We start from the raw sequence: 20794 nt of genomic DNA on the forward strand, positions 1-20794 counted from the left end.
TAGAAGTTAGCATACACTAATCAAAAGGAGGTAAATCAATGAAGAAGAAAAAATATAATGATGAATTGCTTGACTCTGCTTCGGGCAGCAAGACGCTCAAGCGAAATGAAAATCTGATAAAAGAGGTAGAGAGTCTAAACTTGGATGTTCCTGATGAGATTATGCAACGAATCGAAAGTGATGTTGAGCAAAGTGAAAAACAGCCCAAAATTAGTATGGGCAGTTTAAACAAGGCACTTATGAGTGTAGCTCCGGAATATAAAGGTAGGATGCGACTTTCTGTCATTTTTGCCTGCATTGGAGAACTTTTTAGCTTTTCTACTTATTTCTTCAGTGCCTATGCGGCAGGGTGGCTTATAAAAAATGCCGGCGGTAACCCGGTCAGTTTTGATGCACTTCTGAAATATGCTTTTTTGGCAATAGGTTCACTGCTCCTTTACTTTATATTTACCGGATTTAGCACAACCATTTCACATAAAACATCATTTTCTATACTCGCAAAACTTAGACAGATTTTATTTGAGAAGTTAAAGGTAATTCCAATGGGATACTTGGTGGATAATCCTGTAGGTAAAATTAAGGTGATTATCATGGATCGAGTTGCAGATATGGAAGATTGGGTAGCTCATCTTATGCCGGAACTGCCCAGTAGACTTTTACATCCGATACTTTGTGTAATCATTTTATTTTTCTTAGATTGGCGTATAGGGGTATCAATATTTGTACCACTGCCAATTGCCTTTATCGGAATGGCTACTATGATGTACAAATATCGCAGCAGGATGGCTGTGTGGTTATCAAGTTATGCCAATGTTGCCGATAGAAGTGCTGAATATGTTCGTGGAATCCCTGTAATCAAAGCATTTGCACAAGATAAAGCTTCGTATGGAAAATTTGCAGATGCGGTAAAATTTTATCATTTCTCTACGATGAAATGGTGGAAACAAAGCTGGTTTGGCAAAGCGCTGATGACTGCAGCAATGATGATACCACAGATAGTGAGTATGCCTTTAGCTTTTTATTTATATGGGAAGGAACAAATCGGCATCGAAACCCTGCTTTTAGCACTTATTCTGCCGATTGCCATTCTCCCACAGGCTTTTGCAATCATGATGAGCTTTGAACTTTTCCAGATGGCATCCAATACTTGGGTATCCATACAAGAATTGCTTGATATGCCTGCCCAAAAACGCCCTGATTCAGAAAATAAGGTTACTATAGACAAGAATAAGGGGATCAAATTTGATCATATAAGTTTTTCTTATCATGATGGAACGGAGATATTGCATAATATTTCTTTTGAAACAAAGCCGGGAGAAGTAACTGCAATTGTAGGGCCTTCAGGTGGGGGGAAATCTACAATTGCAAAGCTTTTAGCAGGCTTTTGGGATCAGTCATCGGGTACGATTTCTCTTGGAGGTGTGGATACAAAGAAAATTTCATTTAAACAGCTTGCAGAAGAGATTTCTTTCGTATCACAAGATAATTTTCTCTTCGATGTGAGTATCAGGGATAACATAAGACTTGGTAAGCCTTATGCGACCGAAGACGAAATTGTTGCGGCGGCAAAAGCTGCTCATTGTCATGATTTTATTATGTCACTTCCTGATGGCTATGATACTAAAGCAGGGGAAGAGGGCGGAGCAATGTCAGGAGGGGAACGACAACGAATAACTCTTGCCAGAGCAATTTTGAAGCCTGCATCAACAATTATTTTAGATGAAGCAACCGCTTATGCCGATCCGGAAAATGAAGCACTCATTCAAGAAGCAATATCCAATCTCGTAAAGGGGAAAAATCTTGTGATGGTCGCCCATAGATTAAATACCATTAAGCAGGCACACCAAATCATCCTAATCGATAAAGGTCAAATTATAGCCAAGGGCAAACATGAGGAGCTTATGGAAGAATCGCTCTATGCAAGTCTTTGGAAACAATATTTGGGAGAGGAGTAGAATATGGAGTTTATAAAATTATCATTCAAATTAGCGGGACAGTATAAGAATCGACTGAAAGCGGGGATGTTACTTATCTTTCTTCAAAATGCTTCCATGTTGTTTGGATTTTTCGCTCTATTCCTTGCATTCGGCTGGATGAATGAAACTACCATCGGGCATATGTGGACGATTTTGGGAGTATTGTTTGCATCCTTCCTTTTTAATTTTCTGACAGGGTGGGCGAAAAGCGGTCTTAGCGACGGTGTTTTCTTTGGGATTTTCAAGGATTACCGACTTACAGTTGGCGAAAAACTTAAAAAAGCACCTATGGGATATTTTGCAGAACAAAGTTTATCAAGAATTATGGCGGCATTTACCAATGTTATGAAGAGCCTTGAAAATTACTCCGCAATGAGTATAGACTTTGCTGTTTCCGGTATTTCAATATCCTTTTTCCTTTTAATCGGAATGTTTAGTGTAAATATTAAAATCGGAATTTTAACTTTCATTTGTCTAATTCTTATTTGGCTTTGCGTATTTCTCATGGTAAATCAGGCAAAGAGAGAGATTGCACGTGAACATGCTGCCATTACCAAGGTGGGAGACGCTCTGGTTGACAGTATCAGTGGCGTTCCTGTGCTTCGTAGTTTTCCTTTTGCGGACAAGGGCGTTGTGGAAGAAATTCACTCTAAATTAAAAAATGCTTCTGAGGAACTTAGAGTTTCCCAAGTACATTTCGAGATTGTTTTTGTTATTTATGCTAGAATTTTTTCTACTATTATCAATCTCTCAAGCCTGCTTGTTACACTGTTTTCTTGCTATCTTTATACGAAAGGGGAAGTTTTATTACCACAAGCACTCACTGTTTCGGCTGCTGGCTTTATGATTTTTGGCGGCTTAAAACAACTTGAGAATGCGGCTATCCTGATGGTGAAAAATCCTGCCAATATGCAGTATTTGGATGAGGTCTTAGATATTCCTGAAATCAGTGACGGGACTTTAGAAGTTATGGAAAACCAAGAGATCGTCTTTGATAAGGTGAGTTTTAGTTACGACAAAAGAAATACTGTTTTAAAAGATCTTTCATTTACGATTCCTCAAGGCTCAAAGACAGCTATTGTAGGACCGTCGGGTTCCGGAAAGACTACAATTATCAATTTAATATCTCGTTTTTATGATGTTGACAGTGGTGAAATCAGATTAGGGAATAAGGATATACGAGATTATAAAGTAGAAAGATTACTAAAAAAACTTTCACTTGTTTTCCAGGATGTGTATCTTTTCCAAGATACCATAGAAAACAATATTCGCTTTGCAAACCCTAAGGCAAGCCATGAAGAAGTAGTGGAGGCTGCCAAAAAGGCTCGTTGCCACAATTTCATTATGGAACTTCCTTATGGTTATAACACTATGGTAGGCGAGGGTGGAAGTTCCCTTTCCGGCGGAGAAAAACAGCGAGTTTCTATCGCAAGAGCGTTACTTAAAAATGCACCGATTATTCTTTTAGATGAAGCGACCAGTTCTGTTGACCCTGAAAATGAGCATGAGATTTTAGCGGCGATCGAAGAATTATCCAAGGGGCACACTGTTATTTCCATAGCGCACAGACTTTCTACCGTGAAAAAAGCGGATCAAATCTTGGTAATTGATAGTGGTACATTGGAGCAAGTGGGAAAACACAATGATTTGATCTGCAAGGAAGGAATTTATTCATCGTTTATTCAAGCACGAGAACGTGCGGCTAATTGGACATTGTAGAAGCCGAAAAATAAAAAATTTTAATAGGAGGATATAAATGAAAGAAAAGAAGCTAAAAATTAAAGATCTAGTAACTATTGGGGTATTTGCTGTCATCTATTTTATAGTGATGTTTGGTGTAGGAATGATTGGAATGGTGCCTGTTTTATTTTTAATCTATCCTAGCATTCTTGGTGTTGTGACAGGTACCATCGTTATGTTATTTATGGCAAAGGTTCAAAAGCCTTGGAGTTTGTTTATATTGGGAATACTATCCCCGTTATTAATGTTTGCCATGGGACATACTTATGTAATAGCAGTTCATGCTCTTGGCGTTATGGTTATTGCTGAAATGATCAGAAGAGCGGGGGAATACCATTCTTTTAAACACAATATGATGGCTTTTGCCATTTTTAATACATGGATTTGTGGATCTTTAATGCAAATGCTATGGGCAAAAGAAAAATATATTGAATTATCAATGATGATGGGCAAAGAATATGTAGATGCATTAGAAAAGTTGATTACCTATCCACATATGGCATTAGTGTATGTAGGTGCTGTAATCGGTGGAATTATAGGAGCATACATTGGAAGGGCACTTCTTAAAAAACACTTTAACAAAGCGGGGATTATTTAATGGTGGTTGCGGAAAACAGCAGATTAAATCCCAATCCCATAACAAAGTTTTTTGTTGTGGGGTTGTTGGGTTTAACTGTGGTGCATTCTATTCACCCTATTTTGGAATGGGCAGTCATATTTATTATTTCCATTATGTATTTAATAAATGGATTTAGAAAAGATGCAGTAAAAAATATCATAGTCTTTGGTATTTTATTTCTTGCACCAAATTTTAAGATACTAGCTCAGTTGCCAATCATAATAAAGCTGCTCTTTTCTTTGATTTTTGTGATTCGTATGTTTTACATCCCTTATGCAGCAGGTAAATTCCTAATTAAAACATCAGATGTGGGGAGCATTATTTCATCTATGGATGCTTTAAAGATACCAAAAGTTGTATCTGTTCCTGTGGCAGTGATGTTTCGATTTTTTCCGTCTTTTGTGGAGGAAAAGAATAACATCAAAATGGCAATGAAAATAAGGGGGATAGATACAAAAAATCCTTTGAAATACTTAGAGTATGTAGCTGTACCGCTTTTAATTATTTCATCTAATATCGCTGATGACATCTCCAAGGCTGCAGAAACGAAATGTATTGCAAATCCCATAGAGAAAACAAGATATATTACAGTGGGGGTAGGACTGATTGATTTTATTTATGGGCTAACGATGGCGGTAATAGTGATAGGAGGATGGTTATGCTTGAAATAAAAGAGTTTTCTTTATCCTATGGAGAAAATAGAGTATTGGAGGATATTTCCCTAAAAGCCCTTGAGGGAGAATGTATTTTACTCACGGGAGAAAGCGGAAGTGGAAAATCTTCCGTTATTAATTCAATTAATGGAGTAGCTTTTGCCTATGAAAATGCTAGTAGCACAGGAAGTATTAAAGTCAATGATAAGCAAATAAAAGACTTAGAGATTTATGAAATATCACTAGCTATTGCTAGCGTTTTTCAAAATCCAAAGACGCATTTCTTTAACGTCAACACGACACTTGAACTCTTATTTTATTTAGAAAATATTGGATTAGTGAAAGAAGAAATGGATGTTCGTATGGAAGAAATGTTAAGAATTTTTCATATAGAGCATTTACTTGGACGTAGTATTTTTGAATTGTCCGGTGGTGAAAAGCAAATTTTATGTATAGCTTCTTGCTACATCTCAGGGTGTAAAATCATAGTTCTCGATGAACCATCTGCCAACCTGGATGATAAGCATACGGATGTTATAACAGAAATGCTGAAAATTCTGAAAAGGAAAAATGTAACACTTATTCTTGCGGAGCATCGAATTTACTACCTAATGGATTTGGTTGATCGTATTTACTTGATTCACCAAGGAAGGATTCAGCAGGCCTTTAGTAAAGAAGAGTTTTTATCTTTGTCAAACGAATATTTACTTATGCGTGGACTTCGTTCAAGACAAAAAACACTTTTAACTAAGGATAAAATACATCAAGGAAAAGATTTTATGATTCGAACGATGAAAATTGAGTTTGAAGATAAATGTAAGCTAAGGCTTGACAATGTATCTTTTGATTTGGGAAAGATTTATGGCGTTGTTGGCAGAAATGGTTGTGGCAAGTCTACTTTTTTGCGTGTAATGACAGGGCTAAATAAAAAAGATAAGAGTGAAATTGTTTTTAGAAGTAAAAAACTAAGCAAAAGAGAAAGAATAAAAAATTCAGCCTTGGTCATGCAAGATGTAAATCATCAACTTTTTACAGACTCCGTAGAAGAAGAATTGAAACTTGGAGTTAAGGATTTAAGTCAAGACAAAATGGATAGAGTACTTATTGGCCTTGGACTTACTAAATTAAAAGACAGGCATCCCATGAGTTTATCAGGAGGACAAAAACAAAGGGTGGCGATTGCTTCCGTTTTATGTAAAAATTCGAGATTTATATTTTTTGATGAACCGACAAGTGGGATGGATTACAAGAATATGCTAAGAATTTCAAAATTGATAAAGCAAATGAAAACAGAAAATAACATCATATTTATTGCTTCTCATGACATTGAATTTCTAAATGCAACAACAGATTATGTCCTTTGCTTAGAGGACTTTCAAAGCTATAAACATTCAGAATAATTACGAATAATGTTCAGAATAATGTTCAAATGAAATAAAAAGGAATTCAATAAGGTAAGGGATGTATGTAGAACTTTAATAAGTGAGAGAATTAATAATGTGAACAATAACACATTAAAAATAAAGGAGTTGCTTATGAAAAAAGATGTGAAAGAACAATTATTAACCAAAAAGCCGATAGATTTACTATTTCAGTTATCTGTTCCGGCAGTTATAGGGATGATAGTGATTGGACTTTACCCGTTGATGGATGGAATATTTGCAGGGAATATTATTGGCCAAAATGCTATGACTGCTTGTGGGATTGCAATGCCGCTTACTTTTTTCAACAGCGGTGTTTCAACCTTACTTGGCGTAGGTTCTGCTTCTGTTTTATCACGAGCAATTGGAAAAGGCGATCAGAAAACTGTAGATAAAATCATGGGAAATCTGATTTTCTGGGTGATTTTGTTTTCCGCAATCATAACGGTTGGAGGAATACTGCTTGCACCACATTTTTTAAATATGGTAGGCGCAACAGGGGAAATCAAAGCTTATGGCATGAGATACCTGAGAGTGATTTTTATTGGCTCCATCTTTGTAAACTTCACACAGTCCGCAAACATGGTCATGCGTGGCGAAGGACTGATGGAAAAAGCCATGATGATTATGGGGCTTGGAGCTTTACTAAATATTATTCTTGATCCGATTTTAATGACAATCATGGGGGAATATGCCATTGAAGGTGCTGCTATTGCTACCGTTACAGCTCAGTTTGTTCAAGCGATCGTAACGTTGCACTACTTCTTGAAAAAGAGTAAAGTTGTTAAAATTCATAAGATTGAGTCTGATACGGAAATAAAAAAAGAAATGTTCGGAGTAGGTTCATCTGCGATGCTGATGCAACTTCTGTTTATGATTCAGCAGACCATGCTGTATAAAATGGCATTTAAATACGGGGGAGATAGCAATGGGATTTTGATGGCAGCTTCATTAAGAATGTATGCATTTTCATTTATACCACTTTGGGGAATGAGTCAGGGGTTACAACCTGTAGTAGGAACGAACTTTGGAGCAAAGAAATATGACAGAGTAAGACAGACGATGAAAGTATTTTCTATTGGCGGACTTATCCTTGCTGTTATGTTCTGGCTTCCATCTTTATTGCTATCCAGTCAAGTACTTTCTTTGTTCGGCGTAGAAGCAAACATTATTGCACAAGGAGTTGGTAACTTTAGATTATTCTACTCTGTGTTTAGTTTATATGGGATAATGGTTATGAGTATTACCTTTTTCCAATCAATCGGAAACGGGAAGAAAGCAGGAATAATTGTGATGCTTAGACAACTGTTCCTGTTTGTTCCCGCTATGATTTTCTTACCAATGATATTTGGTATAAATGCGGTATGGTTTACGCAACCACTTATAGATTTCATAATGATTGTTGTTGGAATACTTATGATGATTGGGGAGCTGAATAAGATGGGAAGAGAAAAGGCGGTCAATTAAAGTTTGTTAAAAAATACTTAGATATTCATATCTATCCTGTTCACCTCTCTTCTGAAATGGGTGTATGTTGTTTAAACAACATACACTGGCTGTTGTCGGACTATAATGAAGGTATGAAAAAGACAAGGAGGCAAATGCGATGGCAAAGAAAATAGATTTCACAAAAACAGTGTTTGAGCTGACGGAAGAATACCCGGAACTGATAAAGATTATGGCGGATCTCGGGTTTTCAGAGATCATGAAGCCGCTGGTTTTAAATTCGGTGGGAAGGATGGTCACCATACCCAAAGGGGCGAAGATGAAGCAGATCTCCATGCTGGATATTGTCACAGCGCTGGTGGCAAATGGATTTGAGCTGGAGGGAGAGATGCCCTCTGTGGTTTCCACTGAAAATCCCGCAGAGCAGTCGGTTTTGCAGGGCGCAAAAAAAGCGGAACCTCAAAGCCGTAAGGAATTGCTAAAGAGTTATCTCAAAAGATTGGGAAATGGCGAGGATCTGGAAAGTGTCCGGATGGATTTTGTGAAGCATTTTCATGCCGTGGAGGCCACAGAGATCATGGAGGCAGAGCAGGAATTAATGAAAGAGGGGACGCCCATTACGGAGGTACAAAGATTGTGCGATCTTCACTCTGCTCTGTTTCACGGAACGACCACGGAGGAAAAGCTTGTCGGGGAGGAAAAGGATGCAGAAAAGTCCCTTCTGGTAAAAAAAGCGAGGGAAGAACTGGCAAAAAGAGACGCTTTCCCTCAGAAGGATTATTCAGACAAGCAGGCACGTGCGGCAGCCCTGGCTGAGATTCCGGGACATCCCCTCTATACCTTTGTAAAAGAAAATGAAGCGCTTTCCGGATTACTTGCACAGTTTCGGGAATCCGAAACAAAGGAACTTTTTGCCTCTATCCGTGAGCTTTCCATCCATTATGCAAAAAAGGGAGATCTGCTCTATCCCCACCTAAAGGTCAAATATGGGATTTCAGGACCATCTGATGTGATGTGGACAGTAGATGATGAGATCCGGGATGAGTTGGGAGCGCTGGGCAAAGAACAGGAGCAAAGTGCAGAGTGGAACACACGCCTGGATGCTGTGTTGAAGCGGGCGCAGGAAATGATCTACAAGGAGCAAAACGTGTTGTTTCCCATCTGTGCAGTAAACTTTACAGAGGAGGAATGGTACGGGATTTATCAGGATTCCAAGGATTATGCCACCTGCTTTGGCGTGGAGCACGAAACGTGGGAAGAAGCGGAAAAATACCGACCCGGGAAAATTGTGGCGTCGGAAGGTGAGATCGTAATGCCCGGCGGCCATATGACGCTTCCGCAGCTTACCGCCCTGCTGAACACCATACCGCTGGAGATCAGCTTTATTGATGCGGACAATATCAACCGTTTTTTCAACGAAGGCCCCAAAGTGTTCAAACGTCCCGGCATGGCCATTGACCGAGAAGTGTTTTCGTGCCATCCGCCTAAGATAGAACCCATGGTGCGTTCCATTCTTGAGGATTTCCGCAAGGGTGTCAGGGACAGTGTTCCGGTGTGGATGGAAAAAAACGGCAGGCTGATGCTGGTCACCTATATGGCAGTCAGAGATCGTGACCAAACCTATCTGGGGACAGTAGAGCTGGTGCAGGATATGGAATTTGCAAAAGCACATTTTCAAAAATAGAAAAGATAGGGAGGTCCTTCTAAAGGAAGAGGTTTTGTAAGCCGGAAAGCTAAACCGGAAATCGAAAACCTCTTGACGGAGAAGGCATCCTGTACTACACTGAAGAAAAAAACAGGGGAGCTTGTACTGGCAGGCTGAGAGGAAGTGATCAACTTCGACCCTTTAACCTGATGCGGATAATGCCGTCGTAGGAAGTAAAAGAAACGATTACAAGGGGCGCCCGCAGGGCGCCTTTTTTTGCTTCCCGGGAGATGGCGCCTGGTGGAACAAAATCAGGGCGTCGCCTGGAAGGCAGAAGCAAAGCACAGATAAAGGGTGGCAGGATAGTCGAATATAGAAACAGGCTTCGCAAAAGGAGGATGACGATGTTTCAGGAATGTTTAGAGGAAGTAAGGAAGAAAACCCCGTTGGTGCATAATATTACCAACTATGTAACCGTCAATGATTGTGCCAATATTTTATTGGCCTGCAAAGCCTCTCCCATTATGGCAGATGATGTGGAAGAGGTGGAGGAGATCACTGCCATCTGCAGCGGACTGAATCTGAATATCGGTACGTTGAACCAAAGAACGATACAGGCTATGAAGCTGGCAGGAAAGAAGGCAGGACAGTTGGGGCATCCGATTCTTTTGGATCCGGTGGGAGCAGGAGCCTCGGCTCTCAGAACCCGTACAGCCCGGGAGTTGCTGGAGGATCTGAAGATCTCTGCAGTTCGAGGAAACAGTTCGGAGATAAAGACGTTGGCGCTGGGAACGGGAGCGACCAGAGGCGTGGATGCAGATATCAGCGACCGGATAACGGAAGATAGCCTGGAAAAGGCGGCGGCTTTCGCCAAAGCATTTTCCAAAAAAACGGGAGCGGTGATCGCGATCACCGGAGCCATTGACATCGTGGCAGATGAAGAAAAAGCGTTTTGCATATTTAACGGGCATCCCATGATGAGCAGCATTACGGGAACCGGGTGTCAGCTTTCCGCAATGATGACCGCCTACATCTGTGCCAATCCGGACAGAAGGACAGAGGCGGCGGCAGCGGCAGTGGCAGCAATGGGAGTGTGCGGAGAAAAGGCATACGAAAGCCTGACGGTACAAGACGGAAACACAGCCTATCGGAGTCGTATCATAGATCAGGTATTTCATCTGACGGGAGAAGAACTGGAAAAACGGGCAAAATATAAGCTGCTGTAAGAAGCTGTCTTCCTAAAAGAAAACACCGGAAAATGGGAGCTACGTCAAAAGTCAAAGCGGGAAGCAAAAAACCGGTTCTGACGGGGCGAAAGTGAAAGGACAGAAGCACAAAAAAAGACAGAAAGGAACATACAGAAGCTGAAAAAGATGGGAAAAAACATGGAAATACAAGAAAAAAGAGAGTGGATCCGAAACAGGTTGCTTTTATATGGGGTGACGGATCGGGCCTGGACAGGGAAACAGACATTGCTGCAGCAGGTAGAGGCGGCATTAAAGGGAGGCGTTACCTGCATCCAGCTAAGAGAAAAAGACCTGGATCCCCAGGCGTTTTTGGAGGAAGCAAAGCAGATCAAACGGGTGTGCAGGGCATATCAGGTACCCTTTATCATAAATGATCAGGTAGAGATCGCCATTGCCTGTCAGGCGGACGGGGTACACGTAGGACAAAAAGACAGGGAAGCGGCGCAGGTGCGAAAACAGATAGGAAAAGACAGGATACTGGGAGTATCGGTCCAGACGGTGGAGCAGGCGAAACGGGCGCAGGAAGCAGGGGCGGACTACCTGGGAGTAGGAGCAGTATTTCCTACGGGAACAAAGCAGGATGCCTGTGAAGTTTCTCATTTGGTACTGCGGGACATCTGCCGGGCGTGCCGGATTCCGGTAGTAGCCATAGGGGGGATCCACGCCGGGAATATCCATCAGCTGGCGGGAACAGGAATTGACGGGGTGGCGCTGGTTTCCGCCATATTTGGAGCGGCAGACATCGAGGAGGCATGCAGAAGACTGGCGGTTGCCTCAGAGAAAATCACAGGAGAGCAGACAGATGAAAACGGTAGTATCGATTGCAGGAAGTGATTCCAGCGGAGGAGCCGGAATCCAGGCAGATCTAAAGACGATGATCATGAATGGAGTCTATGGTATGAGTGTGGTCACAGCGCTGACCGCACAGAACACGTTGGGAGTGACGGGGATCTATGAAGTATCTGCCGAGTTTGTAGGGCGGCAGATGGAGGCAGTATTTGAAGACATCCCTCCGGATGCAGTGAAGGTAGGGATGGTATCCTCTGCCTGTATCATCCATGAAATCGCAGAAAAATTAAAGAAATACAAGGGAGAGAACATTGTGGTAGATCCGGTGATGGTGGCGACCAGCGGGGCCAGGCTGATCCGGCCGGAGGCTTTGGAGGTCCTGCGAAAGGAGCTGCTGCCTCTTGCCAGTGTGATGACGCCCAATCTGCCGGAGGCAGAAATTTTGCTGCAGGCGGAAGAGGAAGAAAGCGGAAGAGAGTTTTTCCGGATCCGGACAAAGGAAGATATGGAGAGGGCAGCCAGAAGGCTGGGAGAAAAATATAAGGTAGCGGTCCTTTTAAAAGGAGGACACGCAGTAGAAGACGCCAATGATCTTTTGTTTCAGAAAGGGGAATTCAGGTGGTACAAAGGAAGGAGGATCCCAACGCCAAACACACACGGAACCGGATGCACCCTTTCCAGTGCCATTGCAGCCAACCTGGCCAAGAAGTTTCCGCTGGAACAGGCAGTAGAGGCAGCCAAAGAGTACATCTCGAAGGCCCTGGAAGCCGGACTGGATCTGGGAGAGGGAAGTGGGCCGATGAATCATGGCTTTTGTATCCCCGAGGCCTACAGAAGGGAGAAGTAAGATGGAAAAACGAAAAACGACACTGCTGGAGAACGGACTGATCTGGTTTGGGGCAGGTATTTCCATTGCAGAGATCCATACAGGAACCTATTTTTCCGGGCTCGGATGGCAGAAGGGGATTCTGGCGATCTTACTGGGGCATTTGATCGGGTGTACGCTTTTGTTTCTGGCGGGAGTGCTGGGAGGAAGGCAGGGAAAAAGCGCTATGGAGACGGTGAAGGGAAGCTTCGGAGAAAAAGGCGGCGTATTGTTTGCCGTGCTGAACATCGTCCAACTGGCAGGCTGGACGGCGATCATGATCTACGATGGCGCCATAGCGGCCAATGAGATCTGGGGGCTTTCTCTTCGGATCTGGTGCTTGATCATAGGCGGGCTGATCCTGCTGTGGATCTGTATAGGGATCACACATCTGGGCAAATTAAACAGAATCGCTATGACCGGCCTGTTTTTTCTGACCGTGCTGTTGAGCTTTGTGATCTTTGAGGGAGAGGCCGGCCAGAAAGCGGGAAAAGAGGTTCTTTCCTTTGGGATGGCGGTAGAATTGTCGGTAGCTATGCCCCTTTCCTGGCTTCCTTTGATCAGCGACTATACACGGGAGGCCAGGGAACCGGTGAAAGCGTCTGCTGTCAGCGCCGTTGTCTATGGAGGGATCAGCAGCTGGATGTATGTGATCGGAATGGGAATGGGGATGATGACCGGAGAATCCGACATTGCCCGCATCATGTGGAAAGCGGGGCTTTCAGCGGCCGGTCTGTTTATTATTGTATTTTCAACCGTTACTACCACATTTTTAGATGCTTATTCGGCGGGGGTATCGGGAGAGTCGGTATTTCCGGGACTTCGGGAAAGATACCTGGCGATGGCGGTAACCGGCGTGGGAGTGGCGGGAGCCATGTTTTTCCCACTATCCAACATGACCGGCTTTTTGTATCTGATCGGCTCCGTCTTTTCGCCTATGATCGCAATACAGATTACGGATGTATTTTTCCTGAAAAAGGAGAGTACAAAAAAAGTTGTGGATAAAAGAAATCTGTTGCTGTGGGGAGCAGGATTTGTCATTTACCGTTTTCTTATGAAGATGGATTTTGCCCTGGGAAGTACTGTCTTGGCCATGCTGCTGACGGGACTGCTGTGTGTGGGGGCAGATTGGTTCTGCCGGAGAAAGGCGGATACGGCAAGAGCCTGACGGCAGACTTTTAGATGCTGTCGTGCGTGGGGAAACTGCTTTACATCGGAGGGAAGCCCGTTGTAGAATGAAACATGCGACAAAAAGAAAACGGGCAGAGAAAGGAACGGATACATGATAAGACATATCGTACTATGGAAATTGAGAGAAGAGCTGGGGGTGGAAGAAAAAGACAGGATCAAGGCGGGCATAAAGGAAGGGCTGGAAGGGCTTTTTGGGAAGATTCCCGGATTGAGGGAGATAGATGTACAGATGAAAGGGACAGACGGATCTACGGCAGACCTGATGCTGGATTCTGTGTTTGAAGATCTGGAAGCGCTGGCTGCTTACAGAAAGCATCCGGCGCATGTAGAGGTGGCGACCGCCAAGGTGCGCCCCTTCGTAGAAGAGAGACTGTGTCTGAACTTTGAGGTTTAGGGCGGCAGTACCGGAACCATCAAAAAAAGAATGGATCCTGTATCGTTTCTCTCTGCCGGAGAAATTTCCGGCAGAGAGAAACGATACAGGATCCATTTTGCGGCTTGTGGTTATTTGCCACGCAGCCTTGCAAAAAACCCTTTTTTCTTTTCGGGAGTCTCCAATGCTCCGCGAAGCCCTTTGACATGGGTGATATAAATGCCGCTGACTGTGGCTTTTACTTCCTTTTTTACGGGAATCAATGGAAAGATCTGTGCGTCACACATCAAAGTCATCACCTTTGGTCCCACCTTTGCCTTTACGACGGGAACTTTGGAACGACGTAGATATTTGGGCGTGCTTTCCACTACAATAGATGGAAAACCGGCATCCTTCAGACGGATCTTGCCCTTATCAATGATCAGCATGGATACTGTCTGGGCAACGGAAGCCATCTGCTCCTGTTGCTCTTCCTGTCTTTTCTGTGCTTTTTTTCCAAGGAAATACAGCACGATGCAGGCAATGATCAAAATTGCCAAGATTACGAGTAAAACTATCGTTAACGTACTCACGGAAACCCTCCTCACATCAATTTATCGCGAAGACTATTGTATCATTGTTTGAAAGGAAGTGCAAGGAAAAACGGGATGCTTCTACGTTGTTGACAGCGGACCGATCTCCTTACATAATAAAAGCGAGGAAACGCTTTCCAAATGTTTGTGAAAACGGGACAACGCTTTTTCGGAAGAAAAATTCTGCTGAAACAGATCTCATACAGGGAGGGATAGGAATGAGTGTGATCCAGGTTCAAAATCTGACAAGAGATTACGGTTCGGGAAAAGGGATTTTTGATCTGTCTATCCATGTAGACAGTGGAGAGATTTTTGGGTTTTTAGGTCCCAACGGGGCGGGGAAAACAACAACGATCCGCCATCTGATGGGCTTTATCAGGCCGCAGACCGGAAGATGTCAGATTGATGGAAAGAATTGCTGGGAGAAACGGGACCAGATTCAAAAAAGACTGGGATATATTCCTGGTGAAATCAGTTTCTTTGACGATATGACAGGAAAAGAGTTCCTGAAATTCAGTCTGGATTACCGGAACATAAAAAATGGGAATCGTATGCAGGAGCTGCTTGAAAGGTTTGAACTGGATGCCAAGGGAAAAATTAAAAAAATGAGCAAGGGAATGAAACAAAAGATCGGGATCGTTGCCGCTTTTATGCATGATCCTGATATTCTGATTCTGGATGAGCCTACAAGCGGACTGGATCCTCTCATGCAAAACCGCTTTATAGAATTGCTGGAAGAAGAAAAGAAGAAGGGAAAGACCATTTTGCTTTCCAGCCACATATTTGAAGAGGTGGAGAAGACCTGCGATCGTATCGGCATGATCCGAAACGGAAGGCTGGTTACGGTAGACTCGGTTGAAACGCTGAGAAGCCGCCATATGCACACGTATACTGTGCGTTTAGATACACCGGAGGAGGCAGAAGCATTTGCAAAAGATTTTGGCGGGATCTGTCATACGGATCGTGTAACGGTTACCGCAAAGCAGGGACTGGAAGAGATCTTTATGGACTACTATGGAGGGAAGCCGGATGATTCAGTTGACTTTGTATAAACGAGAAATGAAAAACAGCATAAAGATCCTCTGCCTTTTTGCGGCGGTACTCTCCCTGTACGTCACCATGATAATCAGAATGTATGATCCGAAAATGATGGCGTCTCTGGATCAGTTTTATGAAGCGATGCCGGAGCTTATGTCAGCGGTTGGGATGGAAGCCGGAGCAACCAGCCTGATAGGATTTATGATCTCTTATCTGTATGGATTTATTTTTCTGGTATTTCCCATGATATTCTGTATAGTAAGAGGCAATGGGCTGCTTGCAAAATACATGGACAAGGGCTCGATGGTAACACTTTTGGCGGCGCCGGTAAAACGCAGCACGGTAGCGGTTACACAAATGTCTGTGTTGATAAGCGGAATCGTTTTGCTCCTTCTGTATTCTACCGGTCTGGAACTTGTCGTTGCATCTACGAGTTATCCGGGAGAACTGGCTGTTTCTGATCTGCTGAAAGTGAATGCGGCGCTGCTTTGTTTGCAGTTGTTTATTGGCGGCATCTGTTACCTTGCTTCCTGTCTGTTTTCAGAAACAAGGTACAGCATCGCATGCGGAGCCGGGATCCCTGCGCTCATGTATGTGCTTCAAATGCTTGCAAATGCGGGAGAAAAAACGGAGGCAGTAAAGTATGCCACCTTCTTCACCCTGTTTGATGCAAACGGCGTACTGGCCGGCGACAGAACTGCAGTGACAGGAGCAGTGATATTGGGGATCGGCGCAGTGGCATTTTACTGGGCAGGAGCGATGGTTTTCTGTAAAAAGGATCTACATATTTAACCGGAGCTGCATCTGGGGAAATCGGGCAAAAGTCTGAAATAACTGTGAAAAGTCTATGAAACAGAGAACAGATATGTTATAACTGTAGGGTATGTAGGCTGTAGCTCCGAAGGCAGGGGATACAGGAATCGAGGTATGGAGGATAAAAGAAATGAGCAAAAAGACGACGACCGTATTGTTGGCGGGAATGTTGGCGGGTGCGCTGTGTCTGACCGGCTGTGCGACCAGCAAGGGACTGGAAACAAAAAACCTGAAGATCAGTAAATATAAGGGCGTGGAAGTGGACAAGGTGGACAAGCCGCAGAAAGTGACTGATGAAGCGGTGGACAGTGCCATTGAGGCCAGTCTGAATGCCAATGCCACGAAAAAGGAAATTACCGACAGGGCAGTAGAAAACGGAGACACCGTTACGATTGATTTTGTGGGTAAGATAGACGGAGAAGCCTTTGAAGGGGGATCCGCACAGGATTATCCTCTGGTAATCGGATCCGGATCGTTTATTCCGGGATTTGAGGAGAGCGTCATCGGCCACAAGACAGGAGAGACGTTTGACTGGAACGGAACATTTCCGGATAACTATACACCGGAGTATGCGGGAAAAGCGGTGACATTTACGATCACGGTAAAGGGGATCACCCAGAACGATGTTCCCAAGCTGACAGACGAAGTGGTAAAGACCTTGTCGAAAACTTCCAAAACGGTGAAGGAATACAAGGAAGAAGTCAGGAAAAATCTGGAAACAGAAGCGCAGAGCAATTACGACAACACTTTGGCGCAGAAGGTATGGGATAAGGTGCTGGAAAATACCAAGATCAAATCCTATCCGAAGAAAGAAGTCAAGGCATTTGCAGATAAATTTATCAACCGGTACAAAGAAATGGCCTCTAGCTATGGCATGGAGTATGAGACCATGATCAAAGAGCAGATGAATATGTCGGTGGAAGACTTTGAGAAGGAAGTGGACAAAATGGCCAAGTCCAGCCTGAAGCAGACGATGATCACAGAGGCGATCGCAAAGGAGGAAGGGATCAAGGTTTCCGGAAAAGAATATGAGAAGCAGCTGAAGGCGCTTGCGAAGAATTATGGATACGGCAGCGTAAAGGAATTGAAGGCAGTGGCACCCAAGGAGGATCTGGAAGATATCGTGCAGAACAAGCTGGTAAAAGAATGGCTGGTGAAGCACTGTGTACAGGTAGAGAAAAAATAGGCGGAACAGGCAGAAAAATCGGCCGTCAATGAATTGGGAAATAGAAAAGGATGTTTCCGAGGGACAGAGTGCCCGGGAAACATCCTTTTGTTTTTATAGCGACATCCTTCTAGAGAGGAAGCCGGGCTTCAAAACGGTCTTTTCTGGTGTCGGAGGGAATGGAAGTAGGATACTGCCCGTCAAAACAGGCGCTGCAGTACCCGTGACCGCCGGCCAGGGCAGACAATTGATCCAGGGGGAAAAATCCAAGACTGTCGGCGCCGATGGATCGTGCAATGCCATCGGGATCCATCGAGGTGGCGATCAGATGCTCCCGGGAGTCAATATCCGTTCCGTAATAGCAGGGATTGAGAAAAGGCGGCGCAGAGATCCGAAGATGGATCCTGGCGGCGCCTGCGTCCCGCAGCAGTCGGATCAGTCGTTCGCTGGTCGTTCCACGGACGATGGAATCGTCCACCAAAACGACATTTTTCCCGCGGACGACAGCTTCCACCGGACTCAGTTTAATCTTCACACTGTTTTGCCGCTGCGTTTGCCCGGGAGAGATAAAGGTTCTCCCAATGTATTTGTTTTTGATCAGACCAATGCCGTAAGGAATGCCGGATTGCTGGCTATAGCCCAAAGCGGCGTCCAGCCCGGAATCCGGAACCCCCACCACGACATCGGCGGACACCGGATGCTGCCGGGCAAGGATTTGTCCGGCCTGAATTCTTGCGGAGTGCACCGAAATCCCGTCGATCACAGAATCCGGGCGGGCAAAGTAGATGTACTCAAAGACGCACAGCCTGTTGGGGCGGGTTTTGCAGTGTTCTGTGCGGGAAAGGATCCCGTCTTTGGTAAAGACCAGAATCTCTCCGGGAAGAAGATCCCGGATCACGGTGCCGCCTACGGTGGTAATCGCACAGCTTTCTGAGGCGACAATGTAGGTGCCGTCCTCCAGCACTCCATAACAGAGAGGACGAAAGCCGTAGGGATCCCGTACCGCGATCATTTTTGCGCTGGACATCAGACACAGGGAATAAGCCCCTTCCAGCGTATGCATGGCACGGCTGACAGCCTCTTCAATGGAAGGGGCAGAAAGCCGTTCACGGGTTACGATATAGGCAATGGTCTCCGTATCGCTGGTGGTATGGAAGATGGCGCCGGACAATTCCAGACGGTTGCGCAGTTCTGCCGCATTGGAGAGATTTCCGTTGTGAGCAAGCGCCATCTTCCCCTTTTGATGGTTGACTTCAATAGGCTGACAGTTTTTCCGGCTGCTGCCGCCGGTGGTGCCATAGCGGACATGCCCCACTGCCATGGAGCCTTCCGGAAAGTCGGACAGTACTTCCGGAGAGAACACCTCGCTTACCAGACCAAGGTCCTTGTGGGAGGAAAACACCCCTCTGTCATTGACCACCATACCGCAGCTTTCCTGTCCCCGATGTTGGAGAGCGTACAATCCATAGTAACAAACGGCTGCAACATTTTGAGGATGTTTGGAAAATATCCCGAATACTCCGCATTCTTCGTGTATGCTCATGATCTGCTCCTCCTTTTCATAGCCGCCTGGACAAATCCTTTGAACAGAGGATGAGGCTTGTTGGGACGGCTCTTGAATTCCGGATGAAACTGGACGCCCACATAAAAATCCCGGGAGGACAGTTCCACCGTTTCTACCAGAAGGTCGTCCGGGGAGGTTCCGCTGAAGATAAGGCCGGCGTCTGCCATTTCCCGGCGATATGCGTTGTTAAATTCATAGCGGTGCCGGTGGCGTTCATGGATCAGGAGGCTGCTGTAACACGCCTCCATCACGGAACCTTCGGCGATGCGACAGGGGTAAGAGCCAAGACGAAGGGTCCCTCCCTTGTTGATCTCCTGGGTCTGTCCGGGGATGAAGTCGATGACCTTATGAGGCGTCTCTTCGTCAAATTCTCCGGAGCTGGCATCAGAAAGACCAAGGACATGTCTGGCAAATTCAATGACGCAGATCTGCATGCCCAGGCAGATTCCAAAATAGGGAAGGTGCTGTTCCCTGGCATATTGGCAGGCGGTGATCATGCCCTCGATCCCACGGCTGCCAAAACCGCCGGGAATCAGGATGCCGTCCAGATCACCCAGGAGCGTGGAAACATTTTCCCGGGTGATCTCCTCAGAATCGATCCACTGGATCGTTACATGAGTATTGTAATCATATCCGGCATGACTGAGAGCTTCGGCCACCGACAGGTAGGCGTCGTGAAGTCCCACATATTTTCCCACCAGACCGATCTGTACCGTATGTCGGCGACTTTTGATCTTTTCCACCAGATCCGTCCATTCCTTCAGATCAGGTGTGGTATCGGGAAGCCGCAGCTCCCGGCATACGATAGAAGAAAAGTTGGATTCCTCCAGCATGAGAGGCGCTTCGTACAGGTTTGGAAGGGTAATATTTTCAATGACACAGTCCGGTTTCACATTACAGAACAGGGAAATCTTTTGAAAAATGGAGCTCTCCAAGGGTTCGTCGCTGCGCAGGACAATGATGTTGGGAGTTATCCCCATTCCCCGAAGCTCTTTCACCGAATGCTGGGTGGGCTTGGATTTATGCTCATCGGAGCCTCGAAGAAATGGCACCAGGGTAACATGAATGAAGAGGCTGTTTTCCTGGCCGACCTCCAGAGAAACCTGCCGGACGGCCTCCAGAAAGGGCTGAGACTCGATATCTCCGATCGTGCCGCCGATCTCCGTAATCACGACATCGGCATTGGTCTGCTTCCCCACAGAGTAAATAAACTCTTTGATCTCGTTGGTGATGTGGGGAATGACCTGGACGGTAGAACCCAGATATTCTCCACGACGCTCTTTATTCAAAACATTCCAGTAAACCTTTCCGGTAGTCAGATTGGAGAAGCGGTTCAGGTCTTCATCAATAAACCGTTCATAGTGCCCCAGGTCCAGGTCGGTTTCAGCACCGTCTTCCGTGACATAGACTTCTCCATGCTGGAAAGGGCTCATGGTGCCGGGATCCACATTAATATAAGGATCCAGCTTTTGAGCGGCGACTTTCCAGCCTCGCGCTTTCAGGAGACGACCCAGGGAGGCGGAGGTGATTCCCTTTCCGAGACCGGATACGACACCGCCGGTTACAAAAATATACTTCGTCATAACAGCATTGCTGCACTGGCAGCTTTCACATGGATACACCAGTGCACTCCTTTCTTTGGTAATTTGAATGGCTCCCTGACTAAGAGCCGGTCAG

Annotated in this window: 18 protein-coding genes and 1 riboswitch; of the genes, 15 read left to right on the plus strand and 3 right to left on the minus strand. The window is 44.9% G+C overall.

From position 1 onward, the window contains the following. The first annotated feature begins 38 nt into the window (after positions 1-38). The 12 genes from SOW26_RS05550 (at position 39) to SOW26_RS05605 (ending at position 13986) form a co-directional block, all read left to right on the plus strand. On the plus strand, positions 39-1955 hold the full coding sequence (locus SOW26_RS05550; RefSeq protein ID WP_276959621.1) for an ABC transporter ATP-binding protein: 1917 nt from the start codon (positions 39-41) through the stop codon (positions 1953-1955). Between the two features lie 3 nt (positions 1956-1958). Then, positions 1959-3695: an ABC transporter ATP-binding protein gene (locus SOW26_RS05555; RefSeq protein WP_320652039.1), complete on the plus strand. Its 1737-nt coding sequence runs from the start codon at positions 1959-1961 to the stop codon at positions 3693-3695. A 37-nt stretch (positions 3696-3732) separates the two neighbouring features. After that, positions 3733-4314, plus strand: coding sequence for an MptD family putative ECF transporter S component (locus SOW26_RS05560; RefSeq protein ID WP_276959623.1), 582 nt, complete (start codon positions 3733-3735; stop codon positions 4312-4314). After that, the gene (locus SOW26_RS05565) at positions 4314-5006 is read left to right on the plus strand and encodes an energy-coupling factor transporter transmembrane component T (protein ID WP_276959625.1); all 693 of its coding nucleotides are present in this window, start codon (positions 4314-4316) and stop codon (positions 5004-5006) included. Before SOW26_RS05560 ends, SOW26_RS05565 begins: the two co-directional genes overlap by 1 nt. Then, the gene (locus SOW26_RS05570; RefSeq protein ID WP_320652040.1) at positions 4994-6388 is read left to right on the plus strand and encodes an ABC transporter ATP-binding protein; all 1395 of its coding nucleotides are present in this window, start codon (positions 4994-4996) and stop codon (positions 6386-6388) included. The genes SOW26_RS05565 and SOW26_RS05570 overlap by 13 nt, the downstream gene beginning before the upstream one ends. Before the next feature lie 135 nt (positions 6389-6523). Then, the gene (locus SOW26_RS05575; RefSeq protein ID WP_320652041.1) at positions 6524-7876 is read left to right on the plus strand and encodes an MATE family efflux transporter; all 1353 of its coding nucleotides are present in this window, start codon (positions 6524-6526) and stop codon (positions 7874-7876) included. 139 nt (positions 7877-8015) lie between these two features. Continuing rightward, a complete protein-coding gene (locus SOW26_RS05580) occupies positions 8016-9539 on the plus strand; it encodes a DUF438 domain-containing protein (RefSeq protein WP_320652042.1) in 1524 nt (507 codons plus the stop codon). A gap of 103 nt (positions 9540-9642) precedes the next feature. Next, positions 9643-9750: riboswitch (TPP riboswitch) on the plus strand. Between the two features lie 154 nt (positions 9751-9904). Then, complete coding sequence (thiM, locus tag SOW26_RS05585; RefSeq protein WP_320652043.1) at positions 9905-10726, plus strand: hydroxyethylthiazole kinase; 822 nt, start codon at positions 9905-9907, stop codon at positions 10724-10726. A 159-nt stretch (positions 10727-10885) separates the two neighbouring features. After that, positions 10886-11581, plus strand: a complete 696-nt coding sequence (thiE, locus tag SOW26_RS05590) for a thiamine phosphate synthase (protein ID WP_320652044.1) — start codon at positions 10886-10888, stop codon at positions 11579-11581. Further along, the gene (gene thiD / locus SOW26_RS05595; RefSeq protein ID WP_276959635.1) at positions 11550-12383 is read left to right on the plus strand and encodes a bifunctional hydroxymethylpyrimidine kinase/phosphomethylpyrimidine kinase; all 834 of its coding nucleotides are present in this window, start codon (positions 11550-11552) and stop codon (positions 12381-12383) included. The genes thiE and thiD overlap by 32 nt, the downstream gene beginning before the upstream one ends. 1 nt (position 12384) lies before the next feature. After that, positions 12385-13569, plus strand: a complete 1185-nt coding sequence (gene cytX, locus SOW26_RS05600) for a putative hydroxymethylpyrimidine transporter CytX (RefSeq protein WP_320652045.1) — start codon at positions 12385-12387, stop codon at positions 13567-13569. A 114-nt stretch (positions 13570-13683) separates the two neighbouring features. Next, positions 13684-13986, plus strand: coding sequence for a Dabb family protein (locus SOW26_RS05605; RefSeq protein ID WP_276959639.1), 303 nt, complete (start codon positions 13684-13686; stop codon positions 13984-13986). 110 nt (positions 13987-14096) lie between these two features. Here the strand turns inward: SOW26_RS05605 and SOW26_RS05610 are convergent, their stop codons facing one another. After that, positions 14097-14537 (minus strand): hypothetical protein, encoded by a 441-nt coding sequence (locus SOW26_RS05610; RefSeq protein WP_276959641.1) that lies wholly within the window; start codon positions 14535-14537, stop codon positions 14097-14099. Positions 14538-14755: 218 nt separating this feature from the next. Here SOW26_RS05610 and SOW26_RS05615 point away from each other — a divergent pair, with 218 nt between their 5' ends. The 3 genes from SOW26_RS05615 (at position 14756) to tig (ending at position 17574) form a co-directional block, all read left to right on the plus strand. Further along, positions 14756-15589, plus strand: a complete 834-nt coding sequence (locus SOW26_RS05615; protein WP_276959643.1) for an ABC transporter ATP-binding protein — start codon at positions 14756-14758, stop codon at positions 15587-15589. Further along, positions 15567-16367 (plus strand): ABC transporter permease subunit, encoded by an 801-nt coding sequence (locus SOW26_RS05620; protein ID WP_276959645.1) that lies wholly within the window; start codon positions 15567-15569, stop codon positions 16365-16367. Before SOW26_RS05615 ends, SOW26_RS05620 begins: the two co-directional genes overlap by 23 nt. Before the next feature lie 151 nt (positions 16368-16518). Then, positions 16519-17574: a trigger factor gene (gene tig / locus SOW26_RS05625; protein ID WP_154477700.1), complete on the plus strand. Its 1056-nt coding sequence runs from the start codon at positions 16519-16521 to the stop codon at positions 17572-17574. A 109-nt stretch (positions 17575-17683) separates the two neighbouring features. Here tig and purF read toward each other — a convergent pair whose 3' ends face one another. Together purF and SOW26_RS05635 are read right to left on the minus strand one after the other, a co-directional pair. Next, complete coding sequence (purF, locus tag SOW26_RS05630) at positions 17684-19096, minus strand: amidophosphoribosyltransferase (protein ID WP_276959647.1); 1413 nt, start codon at positions 19094-19096, stop codon at positions 17684-17686. Next, positions 19093-20700: a CTP synthase gene (locus SOW26_RS05635; RefSeq protein WP_276959653.1), complete on the minus strand. Its 1608-nt coding sequence runs from the start codon at positions 20698-20700 to the stop codon at positions 19093-19095. The genes purF and SOW26_RS05635 overlap by 4 nt, the downstream gene beginning before the upstream one ends. Positions 20701-20794: the final 94 nt, after the last annotated feature.

The sequence above is a fragment of the Suipraeoptans intestinalis genome (assembly GCF_034091795.1).
Taxonomy (GTDB): domain Bacteria; phylum Bacillota; class Clostridia; order Lachnospirales; family Lachnospiraceae; genus Suipraeoptans; species Suipraeoptans intestinalis.

Bases quoted from the DNA above. Each gene is read 5' to 3' on its own strand.
- SOW26_RS05575 (WP_320652041.1), top strand. From the start codon at position 6,524: ATGAAAAAAGATGTGAAAGAACAATTATTAACCAAAAAGCCGATAGAT.
- thiD (WP_276959635.1), top strand. From the start codon at position 11,550: ATGAAAACGGTAGTATCGATTGCAGGAAGTGATTCCAGCGGAGGAGCC.
- SOW26_RS05560 (WP_276959623.1), top strand. From the start codon at position 3,733: ATGAAAGAAAAGAAGCTAAAAATTAAAGATCTAGTAACTATTGGGGTA.
- cytX (WP_320652045.1), top strand. From the start codon at position 12,385: ATGGAAAAACGAAAAACGACACTGCTGGAGAACGGACTGATCTGGTTT.
- tig (WP_154477700.1), top strand. From the start codon at position 16,519: ATGAGCAAAAAGACGACGACCGTATTGTTGGCGGGAATGTTGGCGGGT.
- thiE (WP_320652044.1), top strand. From the start codon at position 10,886: ATGGAAATACAAGAAAAAAGAGAGTGGATCCGAAACAGGTTGCTTTTA.
- purF (WP_276959647.1), bottom strand. From the start codon at position 19,096: ATGAGCATACACGAAGAATGCGGAGTATTCGGGATATTTTCCAAACAT.
- SOW26_RS05555 (WP_320652039.1), top strand. From the start codon at position 1,959: ATGGAGTTTATAAAATTATCATTCAAATTAGCGGGACAGTATAAGAAT.
- thiM (WP_320652043.1), top strand. From the start codon at position 9,905: ATGTTTCAGGAATGTTTAGAGGAAGTAAGGAAGAAAACCCCGTTGGTG.
- SOW26_RS05550 (WP_276959621.1), top strand. From the start codon at position 39: ATGAAGAAGAAAAAATATAATGATGAATTGCTTGACTCTGCTTCGGGC.
- SOW26_RS05605 (WP_276959639.1), top strand. From the start codon at position 13,684: ATGATAAGACATATCGTACTATGGAAATTGAGAGAAGAGCTGGGGGTG.
- SOW26_RS05565 (WP_276959625.1), top strand. From the start codon at position 4,314: ATGGTGGTTGCGGAAAACAGCAGATTAAATCCCAATCCCATAACAAAG.
- SOW26_RS05615 (WP_276959643.1), top strand. From the start codon at position 14,756: ATGAGTGTGATCCAGGTTCAAAATCTGACAAGAGATTACGGTTCGGGA.
- SOW26_RS05580 (WP_320652042.1), top strand. From the start codon at position 8,016: ATGGCAAAGAAAATAGATTTCACAAAAACAGTGTTTGAGCTGACGGAA.
- SOW26_RS05570 (WP_320652040.1), top strand. From the start codon at position 4,994: ATGCTTGAAATAAAAGAGTTTTCTTTATCCTATGGAGAAAATAGAGTA.
- SOW26_RS05620 (WP_276959645.1), top strand. From the start codon at position 15,567: ATGATTCAGTTGACTTTGTATAAACGAGAAATGAAAAACAGCATAAAG.
- SOW26_RS05635 (WP_276959653.1), bottom strand. From the start codon at position 20,700: ATGACGAAGTATATTTTTGTAACCGGCGGTGTCGTATCCGGTCTCGGA.